21 protein-coding genes are annotated in these 22,498 nt (G+C 43.3%); 6 read left to right on the forward strand and 15 right to left on the reverse strand.

All coding sequences use genetic code 11. The features are described from left to right. Nucleotides 1-66: 66 nt before the first annotated feature. The 3 genes from NEJAP_RS12240 to NEJAP_RS12250 are packed head-to-tail and all read right to left on the reverse strand — an operon-like array spanning nt 67 to nt 1,717. The gene (locus NEJAP_RS12240) at nt 67-519 is read right to left on the reverse strand and encodes a PaaI family thioesterase (protein WP_201347512.1); all 453 of its coding nucleotides are present in this window, start codon (nt 517-519) and stop codon (nt 67-69) included. Next, complete coding sequence (locus NEJAP_RS12245; protein WP_201347513.1) at nt 519-995, reverse strand: PaaI family thioesterase; 477 nt, start codon at nt 993-995, stop codon at nt 519-521. The genes NEJAP_RS12240 and NEJAP_RS12245 overlap by 1 nt, the downstream gene beginning before the upstream one ends. Next, a complete protein-coding gene (locus NEJAP_RS12250) occupies nt 992-1,717 on the reverse strand; it encodes a DUF599 domain-containing protein (protein WP_201347514.1) in 726 nt (241 codons plus the stop codon). The genes NEJAP_RS12245 and NEJAP_RS12250 overlap by 4 nt, the downstream gene beginning before the upstream one ends. Nucleotides 1,718-1,775: 58 nt before the next feature. Here NEJAP_RS12250 and NEJAP_RS12255 point away from each other — a divergent pair, with 58 nt between their 5' ends. Next, nucleotides 1,776-2,687, forward strand: a complete 912-nt coding sequence (locus tag NEJAP_RS12255) for a DMT family transporter (RefSeq protein WP_236590918.1) — start codon at nt 1,776-1,778, stop codon at nt 2,685-2,687. Nucleotides 2,688-2,762: 75 nt separating this feature from the next. Here the strand turns inward: NEJAP_RS12255 and luxS are convergent, their stop codons facing one another. Both luxS and NEJAP_RS12265 read right to left on the reverse strand, forming a co-directional pair. Further along, nucleotides 2,763-3,275 carry an S-ribosylhomocysteine lyase gene (luxS, locus tag NEJAP_RS12260; RefSeq protein ID WP_201347515.1) on the reverse strand — a complete coding sequence of 171 codons (513 nt, stop codon included), beginning with the start codon at nt 3,273-3,275 and terminating at the stop codon, nt 2,763-2,765. A 160-nt stretch (nt 3,276-3,435) separates the two neighbouring features. Then, complete coding sequence (locus tag NEJAP_RS12265) at nt 3,436-4,941, reverse strand: protein adenylyltransferase SelO (protein ID WP_236590919.1); 1,506 nt, start codon at nt 4,939-4,941, stop codon at nt 3,436-3,438. 177 nt (nt 4,942-5,118) lie between these two features. Here NEJAP_RS12265 and NEJAP_RS12270 point away from each other — a divergent pair, with 177 nt between their 5' ends. Next, nucleotides 5,119-5,442 (forward strand): DUF3301 domain-containing protein, encoded by a 324-nt coding sequence (locus NEJAP_RS12270; protein ID WP_201347516.1) that lies wholly within the window; start codon nt 5,119-5,121, stop codon nt 5,440-5,442. Between the two features lie 34 nt (nt 5,443-5,476). Here the strand turns inward: NEJAP_RS12270 and NEJAP_RS12275 are convergent, their stop codons facing one another. Both NEJAP_RS12275 and NEJAP_RS12280 read right to left on the reverse strand, forming a co-directional pair. After that, nucleotides 5,477-6,010, reverse strand: a complete 534-nt coding sequence (locus tag NEJAP_RS12275) for an immunity 22 family protein (protein ID WP_201347517.1) — start codon at nt 6,008-6,010, stop codon at nt 5,477-5,479. A gap of 60 nt (nt 6,011-6,070) precedes the next feature. Next, on the reverse strand, nt 6,071-6,670 hold the full coding sequence (locus NEJAP_RS12280; protein WP_329610958.1) for a paraquat-inducible protein A: 600 nt from the start codon (nt 6,668-6,670) through the stop codon (nt 6,071-6,073). Nucleotides 6,671-6,823: 153 nt separating this feature from the next. Between NEJAP_RS12280 and NEJAP_RS12285 the strand changes: the two genes are divergently transcribed. From NEJAP_RS12285 to glpD, 3 genes are all read left to right on the forward strand, one after another. Continuing rightward, nucleotides 6,824-8,041 (forward strand): AAA family ATPase, encoded by a 1,218-nt coding sequence (locus NEJAP_RS12285; protein WP_201347518.1) that lies wholly within the window; start codon nt 6,824-6,826, stop codon nt 8,039-8,041. A 16-nt stretch (nt 8,042-8,057) separates the two neighbouring features. Then, nucleotides 8,058-8,729, forward strand: a complete 672-nt coding sequence (locus NEJAP_RS12290; protein ID WP_201347519.1) for a hypothetical protein — start codon at nt 8,058-8,060, stop codon at nt 8,727-8,729. Between the two features lie 67 nt (nt 8,730-8,796). Next, nucleotides 8,797-10,323, forward strand: coding sequence for a glycerol-3-phosphate dehydrogenase (gene glpD / locus NEJAP_RS12295; RefSeq protein ID WP_201347520.1), 1,527 nt, complete (start codon nt 8,797-8,799; stop codon nt 10,321-10,323). Between the two features lie 28 nt (nt 10,324-10,351). On the opposite strand, the gene NEJAP_RS12300 is transcribed toward glpD, so the two are convergent. Further along, nucleotides 10,352-11,824, reverse strand: coding sequence for an AAA family ATPase (locus tag NEJAP_RS12300; protein ID WP_201347521.1), 1,473 nt, complete (start codon nt 11,822-11,824; stop codon nt 10,352-10,354). A 56-nt stretch (nt 11,825-11,880) separates the two neighbouring features. Then, complete coding sequence (locus tag NEJAP_RS12305) at nt 11,881-12,795, reverse strand: YiiX/YebB-like N1pC/P60 family cysteine hydrolase (protein ID WP_236590921.1); 915 nt, start codon at nt 12,793-12,795, stop codon at nt 11,881-11,883. Between the two features lie 148 nt (nt 12,796-12,943). Between NEJAP_RS12305 and NEJAP_RS12310 the strand changes: the two genes are divergently transcribed. Further along, the gene (locus tag NEJAP_RS12310; RefSeq protein WP_201347522.1) at nt 12,944-13,423 is read left to right on the forward strand and encodes a retropepsin-like aspartic protease family protein; all 480 of its coding nucleotides are present in this window, start codon (nt 12,944-12,946) and stop codon (nt 13,421-13,423) included. Between the two features lie 48 nt (nt 13,424-13,471). Here NEJAP_RS12310 and NEJAP_RS12315 read toward each other — a convergent pair whose 3' ends face one another. The 6 genes from NEJAP_RS12315 to NEJAP_RS12340 form a co-directional block, all read right to left on the reverse strand. Continuing rightward, nucleotides 13,472-14,641, reverse strand: coding sequence for an MFS transporter (locus tag NEJAP_RS12315; protein WP_329610902.1), 1,170 nt, complete (start codon nt 14,639-14,641; stop codon nt 13,472-13,474). Nucleotides 14,642-14,728: 87 nt separating this feature from the next. Next, a complete protein-coding gene (sucD, locus tag NEJAP_RS12320) occupies nt 14,729-15,601 on the reverse strand; it encodes a succinate--CoA ligase subunit alpha (RefSeq protein WP_201347523.1) in 873 nt (290 codons plus the stop codon). A gap of 2 nt (nt 15,602-15,603) precedes the next feature. Continuing rightward, the gene (gene sucC / locus NEJAP_RS12325) at nt 15,604-16,770 is read right to left on the reverse strand and encodes an ADP-forming succinate--CoA ligase subunit beta (protein WP_201347524.1); all 1,167 of its coding nucleotides are present in this window, start codon (nt 16,768-16,770) and stop codon (nt 15,604-15,606) included. Between the two features lie 143 nt (nt 16,771-16,913). Beyond that, complete coding sequence (gene lpdA, locus NEJAP_RS12330) at nt 16,914-18,353, reverse strand: dihydrolipoyl dehydrogenase (protein ID WP_201347525.1); 1,440 nt, start codon at nt 18,351-18,353, stop codon at nt 16,914-16,916. A 38-nt stretch (nt 18,354-18,391) separates the two neighbouring features. Further along, nucleotides 18,392-19,594 carry a 2-oxoglutarate dehydrogenase complex dihydrolipoyllysine-residue succinyltransferase gene (gene odhB / locus NEJAP_RS12335; RefSeq protein WP_201347526.1) on the reverse strand — a complete coding sequence of 401 codons (1,203 nt, stop codon included), beginning with the start codon at nt 19,592-19,594 and terminating at the stop codon, nt 18,392-18,394. Between the two features lie 52 nt (nt 19,595-19,646). Then, nucleotides 19,647-22,478, reverse strand: a complete 2,832-nt coding sequence (locus NEJAP_RS12340) for a 2-oxoglutarate dehydrogenase E1 component (RefSeq protein ID WP_201347527.1) — start codon at nt 22,476-22,478, stop codon at nt 19,647-19,649. Between the last annotated feature and the right edge of the window lie 20 nt (nt 22,479-22,498).

Below are 22,498 nucleotides of genomic sequence, written 5' to 3' on the forward strand. Positions count from 1 at the left end.
AAAAATGATTTTTTCACTTTCTGAGAGATGGGGGCACTGTTTCGCTTTTCAAGGGTATTTTTTAGATTATGTCAGCGATGAGAATGAATCGAGTAGAAAGTGCCCACGTGCAGACGCTATCGGTTGGCTTTTACGCTCTTGCCAGGCAATGATTGAGCAATTGGCTACCCGGCGCCCCTGCCGCTCCACAGTACACATAGCAAAAGTGTCTCGCTCCAACCCTGCACGCATATAATCGACCGAGAAATCTATAATTTTTGGCAGCGCTGGATGTTCCAGCTGAAGCGTCAACTGAAAGGCAGCGGTCAACTCCATAAACGACGCTATCACCCCACCATGAATCGCAGGGATAGTTGGATTTCCGATATTATCCAAGTTACGCGGTAAGCGAAAAATCATCTCTTCACCAAAACGCTCACACTGCACGCCCAAAACACCAGCATAAGGAATAAGATCAATAACAGGCTGATAATCACCGCTAGCATGCGCTTGGTTGACTCGTTTCTGTAACAGCTCCATTAAATAGTACCCTCTACACCATCAACAAGTGCTTTAAAAGCAAGATCAGTATTGCCAGCGCCAGGACGCATAAAGGTAGATATAGCATACGCGACGGGCTTACTCGGGTTTTCCTGATACACAGTCGCCCGTGTAAATAACACATTACGTGTGACGCGATAGCATTCGGCATGTGCATACATCGGCTGGCTAGTCACCGGAGCGGACATATGATCAATTCTTAAATCCAACGTTGGGCAGAGTTCGTACTCCTTTAATGCCGGAATCGTTGATAAGCTAGTGGCCGTATCCACCAGCGTTGTTAACACACCGCCATGCATATAAGTGTCTAATTCAGGACTCAGGAGCTGATCCTGTACCGGTAGAACAACGGTGACACTTTTTTCATCCGCTTTTATTACCTGCATTTGCAACTTGCGCATATGCGCCAATGAGCCAAGAAAGCGACGACATTTGCCGAGAATTTTCTCACTCATAACTTACTCTCCGTCTCGGAAGACATCATTAATATATGCAAGGTAGATGAGTTAAACTCACGACGATAGAGTATGTAAGCGATAAAGGTTGCTAAGCCCATAAAGAGTATTGGGTTAATAAACCAGCCCAAAACAGCCTGGCTAAAATAAAATGTTCTCAGACCCGTATTAAAGTTATTCGCTGCCTTAGAGGTCATCTTTGCTATTCGCTCAGCAGTGGCTTGCTTTACCTGCTGTGATGCATTCTCTTCTGGTGAAGGCGCCCCACCAATCATGACAGAAGCAAACCCGTATTGGCGTAAGCTCCATGTGAACTTAAAAAACGCATAGACAAACAGCACAATTAACAACAAGATTTTAAGTTCCCATTCTTGTCTTGTTGCCAATACCGCAAAAGGAATATCGGCAACTATACCTATCGCTTTTTCAGTTGAACCCAACACTGTCATTAAACCTGCTAAAATTAGCATGGTGGTTGATGCGAAAAAAGATACACTACGCTCAAGATTGGCGATGGCTGATGTATCAGCAATACGGTTATCACGCTCCATGACACGTAACATCCATTCTTGACGATACAGATGTAAAACGCTGGCAAGACACGGCGTTGTGAAACTTTTACTTTTAGCGTAATACATATAGCCACGAAAACAGAGTAAAAACCACGCGAGCGCCGTGAGGTTTAACCAGTTTTGTAATAAAAATGCGGAAACTTCTTCCATTTATCTCTTCCAGCGGGTGTGTAAGCACCCATTGTAGTTGAAGTGTCAGGATTCTCAATTGATCTCATCACCAACTGAAAATATCGGCCTTGGTGCCTTTTATGCCATAGCAACAGCCTTGGTCATGAGCATTGCTGCCGCTTTGATTAAATACACCGCTACACTGATCACTATCGAGATCATTGTGGCAGTACAGTATGCGATTTGCGTGGTATTTATGCTGCCTTGGCTTTTACAAAAGGGCCTTCGAGGTGTCAAAACAGACAAGCTCGGTTTGCATATTATTCGGGCACTGTGTGGCTGGGCATGTTTTTATACATATTACCTAGCCATCGCACACGTACCACTGGTTGAAGCAGCCTTACTGCGTAACGCAGCTCCTTTATGCGTTCCCTTTTTCGTATTGATAATACATAAAGTGAGCTTTGCCTGGGTCCGTTGGATTCCTATCGCTATCGGTTTTTTAGGCATTGGGCTCATCCTAAAACCCGACGGTAACTCTCTGAATATTTGGCACTTAGTAGGCTTTGGCTCTGCCATCACATTGGCAGGGTCAATTATCACAACGCGCATGCTGACGCGCACTGAGCCAACTAACCGCGTATTGTTTTACTATTTTGCTCTATCCGCAGTGGCCAGTTTGCCTTTAGCACTGCTTAATTGGCAACCCATTCCGGCAAAAGCATTATTACCAATGGCACTGATAGGCTTATCAATTTGGTTAACCATGTGGTTATACACACAAGCCTACGTTTATGCGAAAGCCTCTATTATCTCTCCGCTGAGCTATACAGGTGTGGTGTTTGCGGGGTTTTGGGGCTGGTATTTTTGGGATCAAATACCGGACTGGCTATCTTTTGCAGGTGTCGTGCTTGTAGTTGGCGGTGGAATTGGTTCTGTTGTACTAGGGTCACAAGCGGATAAGCGTCATGCGCTATCAAGTAATCTAGTCAATAAGCAACCACATTAATCACTAACCTTACACAACAAAAAAGCCCGGCTTTATCTTAAAAAACCAGGCTTTATTTTAAACGCTATCACCGACTTAAGAATGTGCTTTTAGAAACTCAGGGTCTAGTTTCAATTCATCATTGCTATTGACTGAAATACCACGCGACTTAATATCAGCAGCAATCAACTTAGCTTCATCTAAAGAGTGCATCGCTTCTGTTCCACACTGATATTCGTTTAGCTCTGGAATATCACTCTGAACTTGAACTTTTTCTACATCATCCATGGCTGCCAACCAAGCATCACCTACTTGCTTCTCGTCAGGCTGGCCAATTAAGCTCATATAAAAACCAGTACGACATCCCATTGGGGAGATATCAATAATTTCTACATTATCGCCATTAAGGTGGTCACGCATAAAGCCTGCAAAAAGATGCTCCAAGGTATGAATCCCACGCTCACTGAGAATCTCTTTATTTGGCAAGCAAAAACGCAAATCAAACACAGTGATGGTATCACCGCTCGGCGTTTGCATTGTTTTAGCTACCCGTACAGCCGGAGCGTGCATACGAGTATGGTCAACAGTAAAGCTATCAAGCAATGGCATGAACTTTCCTCAAAAAACGCTATTAGTCACTCACAATGAAACAATTATCCCAATGGAATGACTGTTTAATCAACTTATTTAATTAACTTAAAACAACATCTCGCATCACAAAAAATAGAACTAGTCTTTTGTGACACATATTTTCAAGCTTAGAAAGTCATTACGAAGAACAACTAAGGCTGATACCACCAGCCCACTCAGGCGGCTGCCCAGCATAACGAGCGTACTCATCCTTCGCATCAAAAGGGTATCGGACCACGCTCTGCAAGGTGTTTACCAAACGATAATCTCCATTGTTAGCCTCACGTATCGCCTCTTCAAGCATATAGCTACGTAATAGATAACATGGGTTTACACTACGCATCTGTTGCTGGCGATGGGTAAAACCTGTGCCTTCCTGCTCAGTACGCTGTGTATAAGCCAGCAGCCAGTCAGTCGCCGCTACAGGGTCACTAAAATGACTCAAGCACTGCTGTAGTGTTACATCATTATCAGGTTGTAAGTCACATAGATCACGTAAGAATCGATTAAGATCAATACGCTGTACGGTTGCTAAGCGAATGAACTGGTCAATCAACGCCTCATCTTCTTCTTGTTCACTCAACCAGCCTAAACGTAGACGCATTTGTTGCGTGTACGCTTTTAAATACAGGTCTTTGTATCCATCTAAAACAGCAACGAGTTCATCACGCTTAACTAGGGGTAACAAGGCTTGTGCCAAGCAAGATAAATTCCACAGCATAATATCTGGTTGGCGTTTAAAGGCGTATCGGCCCTCATAATCAGTATGGTTACTGACAAAATCCGGTTGATACTGATCCATAAATACATAGGGGCCATAATCAAAAGTCTCACCCAAGATAGACATGTTATCGGTATTCATAACGCCATGAACAAAACCGTACGCTTGCCACTTGGCAACCATCAGAATTGACCGGTCACGAATCTCTTTAAACATGCCAAGGTAAGCTGAGGCTGAATCATCAGCCTGCTTTTTACATTCAGGGAAGTAACGATCCAAACAATAGTCCGCTAACGTTTTAAGACTGTCATGCTGTTGGGTGTAGTAAAAGTGCTCAAAATGCCCAAAACGAATATGACTTTGGGTAACACGCAATACGTTAGCGCAAGGTTCCATCCCTTCACGCATGGTGTACTCTTCGCTACCGACAAGACACAGCGCTTGTGTTGTGGGAATACCCAGCCCCTGCATTGCAGCACTAATCAAATATTCACGGATACTTGAACGCAACACTGCACGACCGTCGCCAAAACGAGAGTAAGCGGTTTTACCTGCGCCTTTAAGATGCAGATCCCAACGCTCACCTTTGCTGTTGAGCACCTCGCCTAATAACAAGCCACGACCATCACCTAAGTTTGGATTATATTGGCCAAACTGGTGCCCCCCATACTTCATCGCGAGAGGCTCACTGCCCTGTAAAACATCACCGCCACCAAAGAAACGCGCTAAATCAAATGGCTGTACTGAACACGAGTCTAAGTCCAGTATTGTGGCTACATCAGGATTAAAACTAATGAGATGCGCGTTCTTTAATCCGCTAGGATTTACGCGATGATAGAAATTATCAGGAAAATCAAGATAAGCATTCTCCAGTGTTAATTCGCTTATTGTTTTTAACATGCCTCGCTTCATAGCAGCCTTCATTCTTAACGCCATCGTCTGTCTACATCTTTTACTGGACATACCATAGCATTTTACTCAACTACTAGCATCACAGATTCTTGCTAACGCCTAAGTACAATAAAACGATTCAGTTAACAGCCTTTATTTTCAAAGGCTTTTACCTCAAACTGATAGAAAGTCCATTGAAGTATTATTGCTATGTTTATAGAGTTTTCCGATCTGTTCTGGTTCACCCTGATTTGCCTTTGCCTCTGGTATTGGTGGTCAGCACAACAAGTGAGAGAAATTGCACTCAATGCAGCTCGAAAACGCTGTAAAGAGATGTCATTACAGTTATTGGATGAAAGTGTCAGTTTAAGAGCGCTCTGGTTAAAGCGAGATGACAATGGACAAATTAGAGTATGGCGGCGCTATATATTTGAATTTTCCTCAACAGGTGAGGACCGCTACCAAGGTAAAGTGATTATGCTAAGCCTGCGTATTACACATGTAGAACTCGAACCGCATCGCCTCAGCGAGTGATGCGGTATTCAACTAACGCTCTTGCCGACAAGTACTAACTAGGTTCAATAGGGTTATTTTCAGCATCTTCTTGATCATAACCCTCTTCATCTTCTTCTAAATCTTCGACTTCATAGACATTTTCTGCGGCATCATCGTAATCAAATGCACCTAAAAAAGTCATATACTGATCTTTTTCTACACCCGAAATTTTGAGGCTATATTCAACCTCAAACAACATGATGATCCAGCTAACTTCTTCAAGCTTTTTCTTTCTTGCCTTACTCATCAAGGTTTCTATATATGAAGTAGAAAACGAGCACTCGCCTGCCGCCACTTCAATACTAACTCGCCCCTCTTCAGCACCATTAGTTTCTAAGTTTTCAGGCATGAAATTTTTAAGATTGAAGTTTTTAGACCACGTATTAACCGCTCGGGTATTATTTTTACTAAATGTCTCTTCAAAATAATCATCAGGGACATCTGCATAAGGATGTTGTGATGCCCATACTGACACTTTATATTTCTTAGTAAAGTCGTGGCCTTTATCAGCTTTAACCGGTTTTTTTCTTGCCTGTTTATCTGTCACATTACCTTCCTAAATAGCTAACAAAAGGGCTCACTATAGCCCCTGCCAAAGTGTATTCATCTACTGCTTACTTATATGTATCTCTTGCTGCGTTGCGGGCAAGTTATCCATCAAACTTACCACTCTTGCCGTTATATACATAGTTAGCACTACCGCTGCCGTAAAAGCATACAGGCCAAAGCGCATCTCTACACTCGCTATCGCCCCCAGTTTAACGGCCACCACCAATATCGCCACAACAAAAACATCTAACATCGACCACTTCCCAAACAGATGCATCCAGTGCAAATACCTATCTAGATGCACCCCACTCTGCTGCCTGGCACTCAACAACTTATACAGAACCCCCATCTTTAACAGCGGTAATACAACGCTAAACCCCGTAATCACCATAAATAAGAAGTACTGCTGTTCTTGTAATAAACCCAAAGCACCACTTAGCACTGAGAAGGTGTTTTCCAACAATAAAAACTTCGTCATTGTAATAATTGGCGTTACCAGTCCCGCAATAAAAACAACCAGCGTAATGGCTAATAATATTCGTAGTCGGCGGGTTTCAACTGAAAAAAGGGTCGCTATGTTGATGTTGATGCTTCCTGTAAGTAAATAAATAATTGAGAAGAATAGAAAGTTTCTCTTGGCGTGATCATTTTTTGATATTTTAACGGGTTATGGAGATACGAACCAGAAAGTGCTAGGAATAACCTAACGCAAGAAACGTTACATGATAGAACTACTGATAAATTTTCATCTCTGGATTGAATGGTATATTCTTATGCTAACTACCATGAAAAATCATAGGTTTATTGTTGAATGCTGACCTCTATAGAGATCAAAAACTACAAATCTGCCCAAGACCTAAAACTAAATTTAGGCCGAGTGAATGTATTTATCGGTGAAAACGGCTCAGGGAAGAGTAATATCCTTGAAGCAATTGGGTTAGCCTCTGCAGCCAGTGCATATAAATTAGATAATGAATTTTTATCAAGCAGAGGCATCAGAGTTACATCAGCTGACTTAATGAAGTCATGTTTTGAGGCAAATCAATCGAGTGATCCCATTACATTAACAGTATTTTTTGACCGACTCAAAAATGACGAGTGGACAAAGTATATTCTTACAAATGATCTGAAGGCCTATTCAAAATGGGAATGCGAAATTGAGTCGAATACTCTTGAGATAGATTCTGACGACCCAATATCAGAGTTTAATTCTTATTTTAAAGAACTCCTAAGCTTTCAAAAGAAACGAGATACACTGAAAATACATGGCTCTATTGACGATAAGGGTTTAGAGAAAGAGATAAAACAGTCTCGTAATGTTATGCAAAACTACCTCGTTAAACTAAGAAAGTCACAAGAAAAAAACAACTTTGCCAACAATTACGTTATTTATTCACCCGAGAACTCTGCATTAAGGAATTTTTACAAAGAAGGTCAAATTGAACCGTTAGGCATTAATGGTGAAGGCTTGCTAAAGCTTCTTAAAGTGCTGCATGAAACAGACCCCGAAGTATTTTCAATAATCGAAGAGAAACTCAAGCTTTTTGGTTGGTTTGAATCTATTAAAGTACCAACATCACTATCTAATGACGATGACAAAATTGAAATTAAAGATCGTCATATCAATAAAGTATTTGACCAGAGAAGTGCAAATGAAGGCTTCCTTTTTGTTCTTTTTTATACTGCCCTTTTTGTATCAACGGACACACCATCTATATTTGCGATTGATAATATTGACGCGTCACTAAACCCCAAGCTATGTACGAAAATCATAAAAGATATTTCCGAATTAGCTAAGCGCTTCGACAAGCAAGTATTACTTACCACACACAACCCAGCGATTCTTGACGGATTAGACCTAAATGACCGTGAGCAAAAACTCTTTGTAGTGAACCGCTCTAAAGTAGGCGCCACTCGCTGTAAAGAAATATCTATAGAAAATAAACCAAAGTCAGCTTCTGACGAACCTTTGAAGATGTCTGAGGCGTTCTTGCGTGGTTATCTCGGCGGCCTCCCTAAAAGTTTTTAGATGAGAGTTAATAAATATGGATTTCGGGTTAGCCTGTGAAGGAATTACAGATCACGTCGTAATTGAAAACATTTTATGTGGTTTTTTCGAAGAAGATATCACTGATAATATTGCTTACCTACAACCTCCGCTGGACGAAACTGATAGTAAGCAGCTTGATTTCGGAGGTTGGAATCAGCTAATAAGTTATCTATCAGGCCAAACGTTTCGAGAAGACGTACTGAACCAAAAATATATAATCATCCAAATAGATACTGATATATCACAAGAAAAAGGCTTTGACGTACCCTTTTATGATGAAGATAACAAAGAGCTGGCAGTCGATGAATTAATTAACCGTGTCATTATCAGGCTTGAACAAGCTATCGATTTTGGCGAAGCAAGGTTTTCTGATTTACATCGCGACAAAATCATCTATTGTATCTGTGTTCATTCTCTGGAATGTTGGATATTAGCCCACTATTTAAAAGCGAGACCCAGTAGCACAAAAACAAAAGGCTGTTTTAACAAGCTCAAACGTGAGTTGGCCAAAAGCAAACGCAACCCTGTTTTGACAAAAGATAAAGACACCTACGACCACATAAGTATGCCTTTTTATAACTCTAAAAAAGCAATCGAAAGTGCGGCAAGCAATGATATAAGTATGGACATTTTCATTCGAAAATTAGAAGCCATTACCTACCCATAGGATATGTTCCAAATTACATTCATTAATAACCTGCTCAATTAATTCAACCTTCGAGAGGGCAGCTATAATGAATCACCAATATCCGACCTACGACCTGTTAGTCATAGGTGGTGGTATCAACGGCGCGGGGATCGCCGCTGATGCATCAGGCCGCGGTTTAAAGGTAATGTTATGCGAGATGAATGACCTAGCCTCGGCAACGTCTTCTAGCAGCAGCAAACTCATTCATGGCGGCTTACGTTATCTTGAGCACTATGAGTTTCGACTCGTAAAAGAGGCGCTTGCCGAGCGTGAAGTATTGCTAAAAAAAGCACCTCATATTATCTGGCCACTGCGCTTTTTATTGCCACACCAACCACACTTGCGCCCAGCATGGATGATTAAAGCGGGGCTTTTTCTGTATGACCATCTAGCCACTCGTACCACATTAGGCGCTTCTGAAAGCGTTGATTTTGGAACTGACAGCCCTCTCAACTCAGAAATGAGGCATGGTTTCGAATATTCTGATGGCTGGGTAGATGATGCACGCTTAGTGGTTTTAAATGCGGTAGCGGCACACGATGCTGGTGCTTGCATTAAAACTCGTACTCGCTGCATAAAAGCTAAGCGTAGAGCTGATCACTGGGTAGTCACGTTACAAAACACGCTTAACTTAGAGCGATACACCGTTGCAGTAAAAGCCCTTGTTAATGCCACAGGACCTTGGGTAAGCGAGCTGCTTACAAATGATGTTATACAACTACCCCCTTCAACTGACTCTGCATCAAAAAAAATTCGCTTAGTAAAAGGCAGCCACATTATTGTTCCCAGGATACACGATGCTCCTGAAGCATTTATTCTACAAAACAAAGATGAGCGCATAATTTTTGTAATCCCTTTTGAGGATAAGTATTCACTTATTGGCACAACCGATGTCGAGTACGAGGGGGATCCTTCAAAGGTTTCTATTAGCAAGGCAGAAATTGATTACCTCATCACAGTGACAAATGAATACTTCAAAACCCCGATAAGTGCTAACGATATAACGTGGAGCTACTCCGGCGTACGGCCTCTTTTAGACGATGATGAATCTGATTCAGCCCAAGCCGTTAGCCGTGATTACAGCTTTGAGATCGATACCACAGGAGGTGGTGCACCTTTACTCTGTGTATTTGGAGGGAAAATCACTACCTATCGAAAACTGGCTGAAGCTGCCGTCAATACACTCAGTGATTTTTTCAATGCGGTAGGCCCAGCCTGGACAGAAAACGCACACCTACCTGGCGGTGGCTTTGAGGATCATACTTCGCTTTCAAATGAGATGCAGCGACAATACACTTGGCTACCTGATGAGCTGCGCAATCGCTATGTGCGTACCTACGGCACACTTGCCTATACTTTTTTAAGTAACACGACTTCATTAGAAAATTTAGGTGAGTGCTTTGGCGCAAATTTATATGCCGCAGAGGTCGATTACCTCATCAAGTATGAATGGGCATTATCTACTGAAGATATACTTTGGCGTAGAACTAAACTGGGGTTGAGCCTCAGTGAAATAGAGGTAAACCGCCTCGGCGAATACTTAAAAGTACGGCATAGTCATAAAGAGTCTTAGCCATAAAAATCTCCAATCGTAAAAAGCTTCAATCACAAGGGACCGTGCGGTCTTTCGCCCAGTGACGTAATGAGGCTATCTGCTCAGACATTACGATAGATAATGGCCGCGTTTTACGAAGCTCATTCATCAACAATTCCTGTGAAAATGGAACGCCTTGAGCATGTGCAGAGTAATATGCCGAGATCACTGACTGCTCAATTTCAGCACCCGAAAAGCCTTCACTAATCTCAACTAAACGCGCAAAATCAAACAACTCAGGCGATTGCTTTTGGCGCTTCAAATGAATATCAAAAATGGAAAAGCGCACTTCAGCAGTGGGTAAATCAACAAAGAAGATCTCATCAAAACGGCCTTTACGTACCAACTCAGGAGGAAGCGCCGTAATATCATTCGCCGTTGCCACTAGAAATACAGGTGCTTTTTTCTCGGCCATCCATGTTAATAAGGTAGCCAAAACCCGCTTAGCAGGGCCACTATCATCACCCCCGCTAACAATGCCTTTTTCTATTTCATCCAGCCATAAAACACAGGGGGACATCACTTCTGCTGTTTTTAAGGCATGTCTGATATTTTTCTCTGTTTCACCATAATATTTGTTATATAAGGAGCCAAAGTCTAAACGTAGTAGTGGTGCCTGCCATACTCCAGCGACTGCTTTTGCCGCCAAGCTTTTACCGCAACCCTGTACCCCCAGCAATAGAACGCCCTTAGGGGCAGGCATATGCGCGACCTGAGCATCGCCTGTGAAAAATGCCTTACGCTCACTCAACCATGTTTTGAGACGAGCAAAACCTGCGACATCTGAAAACTTGGCGGTATCATATTCAAAATTCAAATTCCCATCATCGCTAAGCAGCTCATATTTAGCTTGCGTCACGCTCGGTATATCACTGTGTGTAATCGCACCATCATCATAGATTGCGTTGCGCGCTAATCGCCTGGCATCCATGTGTGATAATCCTGTGAGATTGCTAACTAATAATCCCAAAGTTTGATTATCAGTCTGTACTCTTTGGCCACTTTGTTGCGTCCATTGACGCGCCTCTTCCCTAACAATTTGCTCTAATTCAATTTTATTCGGTAATGACATTTCCAGTTTTGCACTGAGTTTTCGAAGCTCTACTGGGATTTCAAATGCATGACTAATGAGAATTAATGTATGACCTAGACGCTCAAAATTAAGTGCTATATCTTTGAGTAAACGCACATGCAAGGGGTCATCAATAAAAGGATGAAAGTCAGCCAATACATACACGCCTGATACACGAACAGACTTAATATGCCCCAGAGCATCGGTCGGCTTAGAAAAAAGCTTTTGTGCGGCCATCGGCTGATCAAGGCGTTCAAACCCTTCTGTTAAACTCCATTTAAAGATAGGTCGCTGCAATACTGCACGCATTCCTGTAATCATCGAAAGCGCTTGGTTCTCTTCATCTGTTTCAATAACGATCAAAGGTGTACGCGATTTAACAAGAAGCTCGATCTGGTGCTGGCTCATTAATAAAGTCTCAATTATCAACTGAACAGGTTATTTGTTAGGCTTTCTTTGACAAACTATTCATTAATAGAACGGATCGGTTTAACACGGCGGCTTTCTACAACTTCAACTTCCTCATTTTCAATCAACTCATTCTCATTGTTTTCCTGCGTTACTTGAATGCTTCCCAACGCTTCATCAAGCGGCTCTAAAGGCTCAGTAAGTATCGTATTACTTCCCGGTAACGGATCACCCCAGCAAACAATGTTGTGATAATTAAAGCCCTTTTCCAGCATCGGCTTGATCACCTTGAAATAAGGTGACACATCAAAATCTCTTGGTGTAAATAAACTAGAATGGCGACTGTAGAGCATTCGCTCTCTCTGGCCGATCTCCTCGCCAGTGATGACCGATGGAAGTATAGGATAGTGCACAGACTGAAAAGCTTCCGCTATTAGTGAAGAACAAATAGCGCGCGTTGGGTCTCCACTGCCCAACTGGAGTAACTTTCTGCGCCACCGAGTGGGAACTGGAGGAGTAGGAAAAAGGTAGCGGGCTAAATCAAAGATATTTTTGCGATCGTATTGATCACCTAAACGCGAAATCAAATACGTAATAACATCATCAATTTCATGCGCTGAAAGGCCTGATGGCCGACAAATACGGGTATGTTGGTCATAATAGACACTTAAAGGGATAGCTCTTACGCCTTCAATAATATCGGCTTCAATTAAGGTTCTGGCTTCATCAGGCTGATCCATTAAATCCATACTATCGCCAATGTATACCGCCGCATGAGACCACGTCGACTGCGTAAGATACTTAATCGCTGTACTCACACGGCTGGTGCCCTCTACCAGCAACACATCACCTTTCTTAATGCTCGATGCCAATCTTTCAGGTGAACTGGTAGCTACAAATGTATTGTCGTCTCGTGGAGCCGATAAATACTCAGCCAGCATAGATCCAACATTTTCCAACATAGGCCGCATAATATCTCCGTATATAGTATTACCCGATACTTATTAGAGTATAGACTCTAGCCCCCTGTTCAATGAACTTTACTAACAGATAGTTTTCTAATAATGCAGACCAAAAGAGGACAGATAAATTACTACTATAGATAAGATGTCTAGCATTATGCGCTACTTAACCTGGTTAATTGCACTAGCCCTGCTGACCATGCTGTTTAATAATTGGTTAGATAAACAACAAAACCCTAATGCGGCGCTCGCCTCGGTTAATGTTGATATAGACACTCCAGTTATCCTTAAAAGAAACAGACAAGGGCACTATATTGCATCAGGGCTTGTGAATGAGCAGCCCGTGGTTTTTTTGCTAGATACTGGCGCTACCGTCATTAGTATTCCTGAAAATATAGCAGCGCAGATGGGGCTAAAAAAAGGACCTGAAGTACAGGTTGGTACAGCCAACGGGTCAATTAAAGTTTACTCAACTCTATTAGACAGCGTACAGCTCGGACACATCGTACTAAAAAATGTAAGAGGCCATATAAACCCTTATATGAACGGTCAAACAGCCTTATTAGGAATGAGCTTCCTTAAACACCTTGAATTACAACAGTCGGGTGACACATTGAAATTAAATATTCCAAACTAGCTCTCTTCCCCACAAAAAACCTACAAAATGAAAGCGAGTACCTAAACATCATTTTGTAGGGTCTGAAGATAGCAGTAGTCGCATGGTCCACAGGCCGACAAGTGGTCCAGGAAGCATCAGCCAGGCAACATAATTACCTATATAGGAGTACAGCATCGTCGTTAATGAGATAGAGAAAATAGTCATCAAAAACCCAATGCTATTCATCAAAGATAAAGCGCTACCCAAATACTCCTTAGGACAAGTCGCTGCCGCCAACGCCGAGTACTGAGCTGAATCTGCAATCACTGTAGCCCCCCATATCAATAACAAAGCCAGAACAACAAAAAGGCTAAATTCAGCAAAAAACGGCCAAATAAAACAGATTAAACCTGAAATAAATAACATCAAATAAGCCGTTTTAGCACTACCCCACTCACGACTTAAGAGCCCAGCGATTAAACAGCCCGGCATACCTATAGCGACGATAATGAAAGAGACCCACGGCGCGTAGTATAAAGAAAAATCAGCTTGCTCAAGTGTTGCTAAAACAATCACAGGAAGCAATGTCCAAAAAGCATAGAGCTCCCAACAGTGTCCGAAATAAGCCAATGCAGCTGCCCGGAACTCAGGCACTTTAAAAGCCGCCAGTGCTTTGCCTTTCATCACTAATGCTGAACTTGCAGGAAGATGTTGTCCTTCACCTAGACGATAAATCATAACAGCAGAAACAAGTGCCAATAATGATGCCCCTAACACAACCCACTGCCAATCAAAACCACTACTCATGCCTCGCATAGCATGAGGCAAACTTGTGCCTAACGTCAGCATTCCCACGAGCCACGCAAGCGCATGACCCGTTTTATTCGGCACCCAGCTAACGACTAATTTCATACCCAAAGGATAAATACCCGCAAGGCAAACACCGGTTAAGAACCGCCATAACAACGCAGAAGAAAAACTGCCTTCAGAGACAATAAAAAGCGCATTAAATACAGCCCCTAATACAGCGCTAATAGTAAAAATACGACTGGCACGGTAGCGATCAGCCAGGCCACTAAAAGCAACAAACAGTGTGCCTATAATAAAACCCAATTGCACTGCACTTGTTAGATAGCCCAGTTGATCAAGCGAAAGTGCCCAATCGAGCATAAGAGCGCTGGCTACACCATTTGGCGTAAACCACAAAGAAGTACCCAATAGCTGAGCAATAACGATAATACTTAAAGGAGAGTTCACGTACAGGGCCTGAAAAACAGCAAATAATAATCAGCTCACAATAACGCAAAAAGGCAGCCGAAGCTGCCTTTTATATGCAAGACGAACTTACCAGCCAGTAACGTCAGATAGCGCTTTGCCGATATCAGCTAAAGAGCGAACTGTTTTAACGCCAGCATCTTCAAGTGCTGCAAATTTCTCATCAGCAGTACCTTTACCGCCAGAGATAATTGCACCAGCATGACCCATGCGCTTACCTACAGGCGCAGTAACACCGGCAATGTAAGAAACAACAGGCTTAGTCACGTTTGCTTTAATATAAGCAGCCGCTTCTTCTTCAGCAGAACCACCGATCTCACCGATCATAACGATCGCTTCAGTCTGTGGGTCATTCTGGAACATTTCCAGAATATCAATGAAGTTAGCGCCAGGAATAGGGTCACCACCAATACCTACACAAGTAGATTGGCCGAAACCTGCATCAGTAGTCTGCTTAACAGCTTCATACGTCAATGTACCAGAGCGAGAAACGATACCCACTTTACCTGGCAAGTGAATATGGCCAGGCATGATACCGATCTTACATTCACCCGGAGTGATAACACCTGGGCAGTTAGGACCGATTAGACGAACGCCTAGTTCATCACACTTCACTTTGCACTGCAGCATATCCATAACTGGAATATGTTCAGTAATACAAACGATCAGCTTGATACCAGAAGTAGCCGCTTCAAGAATTGAATCTTTACAAAATGCAGCAGGAACGTAGATAACGGATGCATCAGCACCTGTCACGTCAACTGCTTCTTGAACTGTATTAAATACAGGAAGACCTAAATGCTCAGTACCGCCTTTACCCGGTGTAACACCACCGACCATTTTAGTACCGTAAGCAATCGCTTGCTCAGAGTGGAAAGTACCCTGACCACCGGTGAAACCCTGACAGATAACCTTAGTATCTTTATTAATCAGAATGGACATTATTACTTACCCCCCGCAGCTTTAACTGCTTGCTGAGCAGCATCTGTCAGACTGGTAGCAGCAATGATATCCAAACCAGACTCAGCTAGGCGCTGTGCACCCAACTCAGCATTGTTACCTTCTAAACGTACAACAACTGGTACGGTTACACCTACTTCTTTAACAGCACCGATGATACCTTCAGCAATCAGGTCACAACGTACGATACCACCAAAGATGTTAACCAAAACGGCTTTAACTTTATCGTCAGCCAGAATGATTTTGAACGCTTCAGTAACACGTTCTTTCGTTGCACCACCGCCAACATCAAGGAAGTTAGCTGGGAAACCACCGTGTGTCGCTACGATATCCATTGTACCCATAGCCAAACCAGCACCGTTCACCATGCAACCGATAGTACCATCGAGTGCAACATAGTTAAGGTCCCAAGTAGCAGCGTGAGCTTCACGAGCATCTTCCTGTGAAGGATCGTGCATTTCCTGAAGATCTTTATGACGGTAAACAGCGTTGCCATCGATAGCAATTTTAGCATCTAGACAATGCAGATTACCGGCATCAGTAATAACAAGAGGGTTGATCTCAAGTAACGCTAGATCTTTCTCTTCAAACATTTTAGCCAGACCTAGGAAGATCTTGGTAAACTGCTTAATCTGGTCACCCTTCAAGCCTAGTTTGAAAGCCAGTTCGCGTGCCTGGTATGGCTGCGCACCAGTCAAAGGATCAACCGTAGCTTTTAAGATTTTTTCTGGTGTTTCTTCAGCCACTTTCTCGATTTCAACACCACCTTCAGTAGAGGCCATGAAAACGATACGACGTGAAGAACGATCAACAACAGCACCCAAATATAGCTCTTCAGCGATATCAGTACATGTTTCAACCAGTATTTTAGTGACAGGCTGACCATTAGCATCAGTCTGGTAAGTTACTAGGTTTTTACCTAGCCAATGAGCAGCGAATTCTTTTGCAGCTTCTGGTGTTTCAACCAGTTTAACTCCGCCCGCTTTACCACGGCCACCTGCGTGAACCTGAGCTTTTACAACCCATTTGTCACCGCCGATTTTGTTAGCTGCTTCTACTGCAGCTTCTGGAGTGTCTACCGCGTAACCTTTGGATACAGGCAGACCGTATTGAGCAAACAATTGTTTGCCTTGGTACTCGTGAAGATTCATGCTCTAGTCCGTTGTGTTGTCTCTGATTATTCTGGGTCAGCCAAAACTGACCCAGCCCACAGGTCTTACGACAAGTTCTCGCTAATTTAGCCGGGTACATCACCCGGCCAAAACTTTAAAAACGTTTTTAATAGTGTACTAAATTAGCGCTTTTTACGATTAGCAATATGTATTGCATGGTTGTCTACTGCCAATGCGGCTTCATGCACAGCTTCACTCACGGTTGGGTGAGCAAATACCATTAACTGTAGATCTTCTGCACTTGAGCAGAATTCCATTGCAATACCACCCTGAGCAATAAGCTCAGATGCAATCGCGCCGACCATATGAACGCCTAAAATACGATCAGTTTCTTCATCTGCAATGATTTTAACAAAACCATCTGTCGCATTAGAAGCCATTGCACGACCAGAAGCCGCAAATGGGAATTTACCAACCTTAATTTTAACGCCTTCGGCTTTAAGTTCTTGTTCTGTTTTACCAACCCACGCTAATTCAGGGTAAGTGTAAATAATGTTAGGGATCACATCGTAGTTCATAGCCGCTTTGTGACCAGCAATGATATCTGCAACCATAACACCTTCTTCAGAAGCTTTATGTGCCAGCATAGGGCCACGTACAGAGTCACCTATCGCATAAACGCCAGGGACACCTGTATGGCAAGATTCATCAACAAAGATGAAACCACGCTCGTCCAGCTTCACACCGCTATCACCCGCCAGTAGACCTGAAGTCTGCGGACGACGACCTACCGCAACAATCAACTTATCAACAACAAGCTCTTGTTCACCGTTAGCGTCTGTGTACTTAACTTTGACTTCTTTACCGTCAATGATCTCTGTGCCAGTACAACGAGCATTCAGCTTAATATCTAAGCCTTGTTTACCCAGCAACTTCTTAGCTTCTTTAGAAACATCTTTATCAGCAAGAGACAAGAACCCATCCATTGCTTCAAGCACTGTCACTTCAGAACCAAGACGAGCCCAGATTGAGCCCATTTCTAGACCAATAACACCTGCGCCAATAACACCCAAACGCTTAGGTGTTTCATTGATATCCAATGCACCGGCATTATCAAGAATCAGACCTTCCGTAAGTGGTGCTGGCGGAATCTCTACAGGAACGGAACCTGATGCCAAAATAACATTTTCAGCATCATAAACAGATACAGAACCATCAGCAGCAGTGACTTCTACCTGCTTGTTAGCTAACAACTTACCCATACCAGAAAGTGTTGTTACACCATTGGCTTTAAACAGCCCCGTAATACCACCGGTTAAGTTTTTAACGATAGTATCTTTGCGAGATACCATTTTCTTAACATCCATTTGAACATCAGATGTTTGAATTCCGTGAACATCGAAGTCATGTGAAGCTTCATGGAATTTATGCGTAGACTCCAACAATGCTTTTGAAGGAATACAACCAACATTCAAGCAAGTACCACCTAATAAAGTCGCACCTTTATCATCAACCCACTTCTCAACGCACGCAGTATTCAGACCTAGCTGTGCAGCACGAATGGCAGCAACATATCCACCAGGACCGGCACCAATTACGATAACATCAAATTTTTGTGACATGTGTCTTTCCTATTCTCACGTTGGTTACAGGGTTGAAATTACACATCAAGGAGAATGCGAGCAGGATCTTCCAGCAGACTCTTAACAGTAACAAGGAATTGTACCGCCTCTTTGCCATCAATCATACGATGGTCGTATGACAATGCCAGATACATCATTGGAAGAATGACAACTTCACCGTTCACAGCCATAGGGCGATCCTGGATTTTGTGCATTCCCAGAATGGCAGTCTGTGGTGGATTAAGAATAGGAGTAGACATAAGTGAGCCGAATGTTCCGCCATTAGTGATAGTAAAAGTACCACCTTGCATATCGTTCAGACCCAATTTTCCGTCACGGCCGCGCTTACCGAAATCAGCAATGGTTGCTTCAATATCAGAAAGCCCCATACCGTCAGTATCACGAAGAACAGGAACCATCAGACCACGATCAGTTGATACAGCTACACCGATATCTTGGTAGCCATGATAAACCATATCGTTACCGTCAATAGACGCGTTTACAGCAGGGAAACGTTTTAGCGCTTCAGTGACAGCTTTCACGAAGAAAGACATAAAACCAAGACGTGTTCCGTTATGAGTTTTTTCAAACAACTCTTTATATTGCTTACGCAGATCCATAACAGGTTTCATGTTAACTTCATTGTAAGTAGTCAACATCGCCGCTGTTTGCTGCGCTTCAACCAAACGCTTAGCGATAGTGGCGCGTAAACGTGTCATAGGAACACGCTTCTCTACACGCTCACCTGGAGCAACGTTTACTGCAACAGGTGCTGGTGCAGCGGCTTTCGTTGCTGCGGGTGCAGCAGCAGCGGGTGCGCCAGATTTCATGAAGTTCAAAACATCTTCTTTTGTAATGCCACCATTTTTACCCGTTCCTGGGATTTGGTTTGCATCAAGATTGTTTTCATCAATCAACTTACGTGCAGCAGGACCCACTTTATCTGAATCACCGGCTTCAGTAGAAGCAGCTTCAGCGGTAGGCGCGGCAGCAGATGCAGCAGCACCGGCTTCAAAAACCGCAATAACTTCATCGCTAAGAACGGTATCGCCTTCGCCTTTAAGAATTTCTTTAATAACACCGTCTTGTGGTGCTACAACTTCCAAAACTACTTTATCTGTTTCAATATCTACAATCAGGTCATCAGCAGAACATGCTTCACCTGGTTGTTTATGCCAAGTCGCAACAGTACCGTCGGCAACCGATTCAGGAAATGTAGGGGCTTTAATTTCGATGGACATTTCTATTCCTTATATGCTCAAAAAGCTGCCCCTATTTTGGGCAGCTTAGTCATTAACCGTTGATTGCTTTATTTACTAGTGTTTCTTGCTGCTCAACATGCACAGAGATATAACCAACCGCTGGTGCTGCAGATGCTGGGCGACCAACACCTTCCAATGTGAGAGAAGAATCATGCTTATGAAGAACATGGCGCATATGGTGTTGCGTGCAATACCATGCTCCTTGGTTCATAGGCTCTTCCTGACACCAGACTACCGAATCTAGATTGGTATATTCTTTGATTGTTTCAGCCAGATCTTTTTCAGGGAACGGGTAAAGTTGCTCAATACGAACAATCGCAACATTATCGTTCTCAAGTTCAGCACGACGATTGTAAAGGTCATAATAAACTTTACCTCCACACAGAACCAAACGTTTCACATTTTTCGGTTCCTGTGCATCCACTTCTCCAATCACTGGAAGGAATGTACCTTCTGCCAGCTCTTCTAAAGTAGATGTAGCCTGTTTATGGCGCAGCAAGCTCTTCGGTGACATAACCACCAACGGCTTACGCAGAGGACGCACAACCTGACGACGCAACAGATGATAAATCTGTGCAGGAGTAGTCGGTGTACAAACCTGGATATTATGTTCAGCCGATAGCTGCAAGAAGCGCTCTAAACGTGCAGATGAGTGCTCCGGCCCCTGCCCTTCAAAACCATGTGGCAATAGTAACGTCAAACCACATAGACGCTGCCATTTATGCTCACCACTGGTAATAAACTGATCAATTACAACCTGGGCACCGTTGGCGAAATCACCAAACTGAGCTTCCCAAATAACCAATGCGTTTGGCATGGTAGTCGAGTAACCGTATTCAAATGCCAATACAGCTTCTTCTGACAAGTAAGAATCATGCAAGGTAAGACGCGGCTGGTCAGATGATAAGTTCTCTAACGGCAAGTATGTTTCCTGCGTCTTCTGGTCATGCAATACAGCATGACGATGCGAGAACGTTCCACGACCAACATCCTGACCGGTTATACGTACAGGGTGCCCTTCAGCAAGAATAGTGGCATAAGCAAGTGACTCTGCCATACCCCAGTTCAGCTCCATTGCGCCCGCTGCCATTCGCTTACGGTCATCATAGATTTTCTGAACCTGGCGCTGCACAGAGAAACCTTCAGGAGTTTCACAAATCTGTGCACCAATTTCTTGAAGCAACTTGATATCCACACGAGTATCACACTCGAAGGACCATTGGTGCCCCAAATATGGCTGCCAATCAACAAACAACTCAGAGTTAGGCTGCTGCACTAAAGACTGAACAACATGCTCACCGTTTTCTAGCAATTTACGGTACTCAACTTCTTGTAACTTGCTTTCTTCAGCAGTGATGACACCTTCGCTGATAAGCTGAGTGGCGTATAAATCACGCGTTGTTTTCTGCTTTTTAATCTGCGCATACATTAACGGCTGAGTACCAGATGGCTCATCAGCTTCGTTATGGCCACGACGGCGATAACAGAACAGATCAATTACAACATCTTTCTTAAATTCGTTACGGTAATCCAATGCAACCTGCGTCACAAAACGCACAGCTTCAGGATCATCACCGTTAACATGGAAGATAGGTGCCTGAATCATTTTTGCAACATCGGTTGCATATTCAGTCGAACGCGAATCTTCTTTTTTGTTCGTAGTAAAACCCACTTGGTTATTAATCACAAGATGGATGGTACCACCGGTTTTATAGGCGCGAGTTTGAGACATCTGGAATGTCTCCATCACAACACCTTGGCCGGCAAACGCTTGATCACCATGAATATTGACAGGAACAACCGACGTTCCTATAGGGTCACTACGGCGATCCTGACGAGCACGAACAGAGCCTTCAACTACAGGCGCAGAAATCTCTAAGTGAGATGGGTTAAATGCCATCGCAATATGAACTTCACCACCGGCAGTCATGACATTAGAAGAAAAACCTTGGTGGTATTTAACATCACCCGATGTTTCTAGCGTCTTCTTACCTTCAAACTCACTAAACAACTCAGCTGGATTTTTACCAAAAATATTAACCAGCGTATTCAAGCGCCCACGGTGAGCCATACCAATGACTACTTCTTTGGCACCCTGCTTACCCGCGCGTTGAATCAACGTATTTAATGAAACAATCAGTGATTCACCACCCTCTACACCAAAACGCTTAGCGCCGGCATAACGTGAACCTAGATATTTTTCCAGACCTTCTGCAGCCGTCAAACGCTCCAGAATCATCTTTTTCTTGCCAACTTCCACCTGCGGATGAGAACGCACAGGCTCAAGACGTGACTGAATCCAACGCTTTTCTTGCGTATCGACGATATGCATGTACTCAGCACCTACTGTCGCACAGTAAGTTTTTTTAAGATCAGCAAGAATATCTTTAAGCGGTGCTTCATCAGGACCGAAGAACAAAGAACCTAACTGGAATTTTGTATCAAAATCAGCTTCTGACAATTCATGGTAACGCAGCTCTAAATCGGGCACATCTTCACGTTCCATCAACCCTAGCGGGTCAATTTTCGCTACCTGATGACCACGAACGCGGTAAGCATTGATCATTCGCAACACGCGAATCTGCTTTTGTTCATGTTCCGAAGAAACACTGCTCACAGCGCTTGGCTGGCTACGCTTCTGATTTTTAGATAAATGAAGGAAGTGCTCACGCACTGGAGAATGAGGGACATCCAGAGAAATGCTTTCTCCCACTTTTGGCAAGCGGTCAAACTCTTCTCGCCATTCCTGAGGAACAGCATTGGGGTCCATAAGGTAAGTTTCATATAGTTGCTCGATGTAAGAAAGGTTGCCACCATAAAGGTGAGCATTTTTCCACAGCAACTCCATTACGCCTTCTTGCATTAGTTGTTCACCCTGGCTCG

Source organism: Neptunomonas japonica JAMM 1380, assembly GCF_016592555.1.
GTDB classification, from domain to species: domain Bacteria; phylum Pseudomonadota; class Gammaproteobacteria; order Pseudomonadales; family Balneatricaceae; genus Neptunomonas; species Neptunomonas japonica_A.

Bases quoted from the DNA above. Each gene is read 5' to 3' on its own strand.
- NEJAP_RS12300 (WP_201347521.1), bottom strand. From the start codon at position 11,824: ATGAGCCAGCACCAGATCGAGCTTCTTGTTAAATCGCGTACACCTTTG.
- odhB (WP_201347526.1), bottom strand. From the start codon at position 19,594: ATGTCCATCGAAATTAAAGCCCCTACATTTCCTGAATCGGTTGCCGAC.
- NEJAP_RS12310 (WP_201347522.1), top strand. From the start codon at position 12,944: ATGCGCTACTTAACCTGGTTAATTGCACTAGCCCTGCTGACCATGCTG.
- NEJAP_RS12245 (WP_201347513.1), bottom strand. From the start codon at position 995: ATGAGTGAGAAAATTCTCGGCAAATGTCGTCGCTTTCTTGGCTCATTG.
- sucD (WP_201347523.1), bottom strand. From the start codon at position 15,601: ATGTCCATTCTGATTAATAAAGATACTAAGGTTATCTGTCAGGGTTTC.
- NEJAP_RS12285 (WP_201347518.1), top strand. From the start codon at position 6,824: ATGCTGACCTCTATAGAGATCAAAAACTACAAATCTGCCCAAGACCTA.
- NEJAP_RS12305 (WP_236590921.1), bottom strand. From the start codon at position 12,795: ATGCGGCCTATGTTGGAAAATGTTGGATCTATGCTGGCTGAGTATTTA.
- NEJAP_RS12340 (WP_201347527.1), bottom strand. From the start codon at position 22,478: ATGCAAGAAGGCGTAATGGAGTTGCTGTGGAAAAATGCTCACCTTTAT.
- luxS (WP_201347515.1), bottom strand. From the start codon at position 3,275: ATGCCATTGCTTGATAGCTTTACTGTTGACCATACTCGTATGCACGCT.
- NEJAP_RS12240 (WP_201347512.1), bottom strand. From the start codon at position 519: ATGGAGCTGTTACAGAAACGAGTCAACCAAGCGCATGCTAGCGGTGAT.
- glpD (WP_201347520.1), top strand. From the start codon at position 8,797: ATGAATCACCAATATCCGACCTACGACCTGTTAGTCATAGGTGGTGGT.
- NEJAP_RS12250 (WP_201347514.1), bottom strand. From the start codon at position 1,717: ATGGAAGAAGTTTCCGCATTTTTATTACAAAACTGGTTAAACCTCACG.
- NEJAP_RS12265 (WP_236590919.1), bottom strand. From the start codon at position 4,941: ATGAAGGCTGCTATGAAGCGAGGCATGTTAAAAACAATAAGCGAATTA.
- NEJAP_RS12290 (WP_201347519.1), top strand. From the start codon at position 8,058: ATGGATTTCGGGTTAGCCTGTGAAGGAATTACAGATCACGTCGTAATT.
- NEJAP_RS12270 (WP_201347516.1), top strand. From the start codon at position 5,119: ATGTTTATAGAGTTTTCCGATCTGTTCTGGTTCACCCTGATTTGCCTT.
- sucC (WP_201347524.1), bottom strand. From the start codon at position 16,770: ATGAATCTTCACGAGTACCAAGGCAAACAATTGTTTGCTCAATACGGT.
- lpdA (WP_201347525.1), bottom strand. From the start codon at position 18,353: ATGTCACAAAAATTTGATGTTATCGTAATTGGTGCCGGTCCTGGTGGA.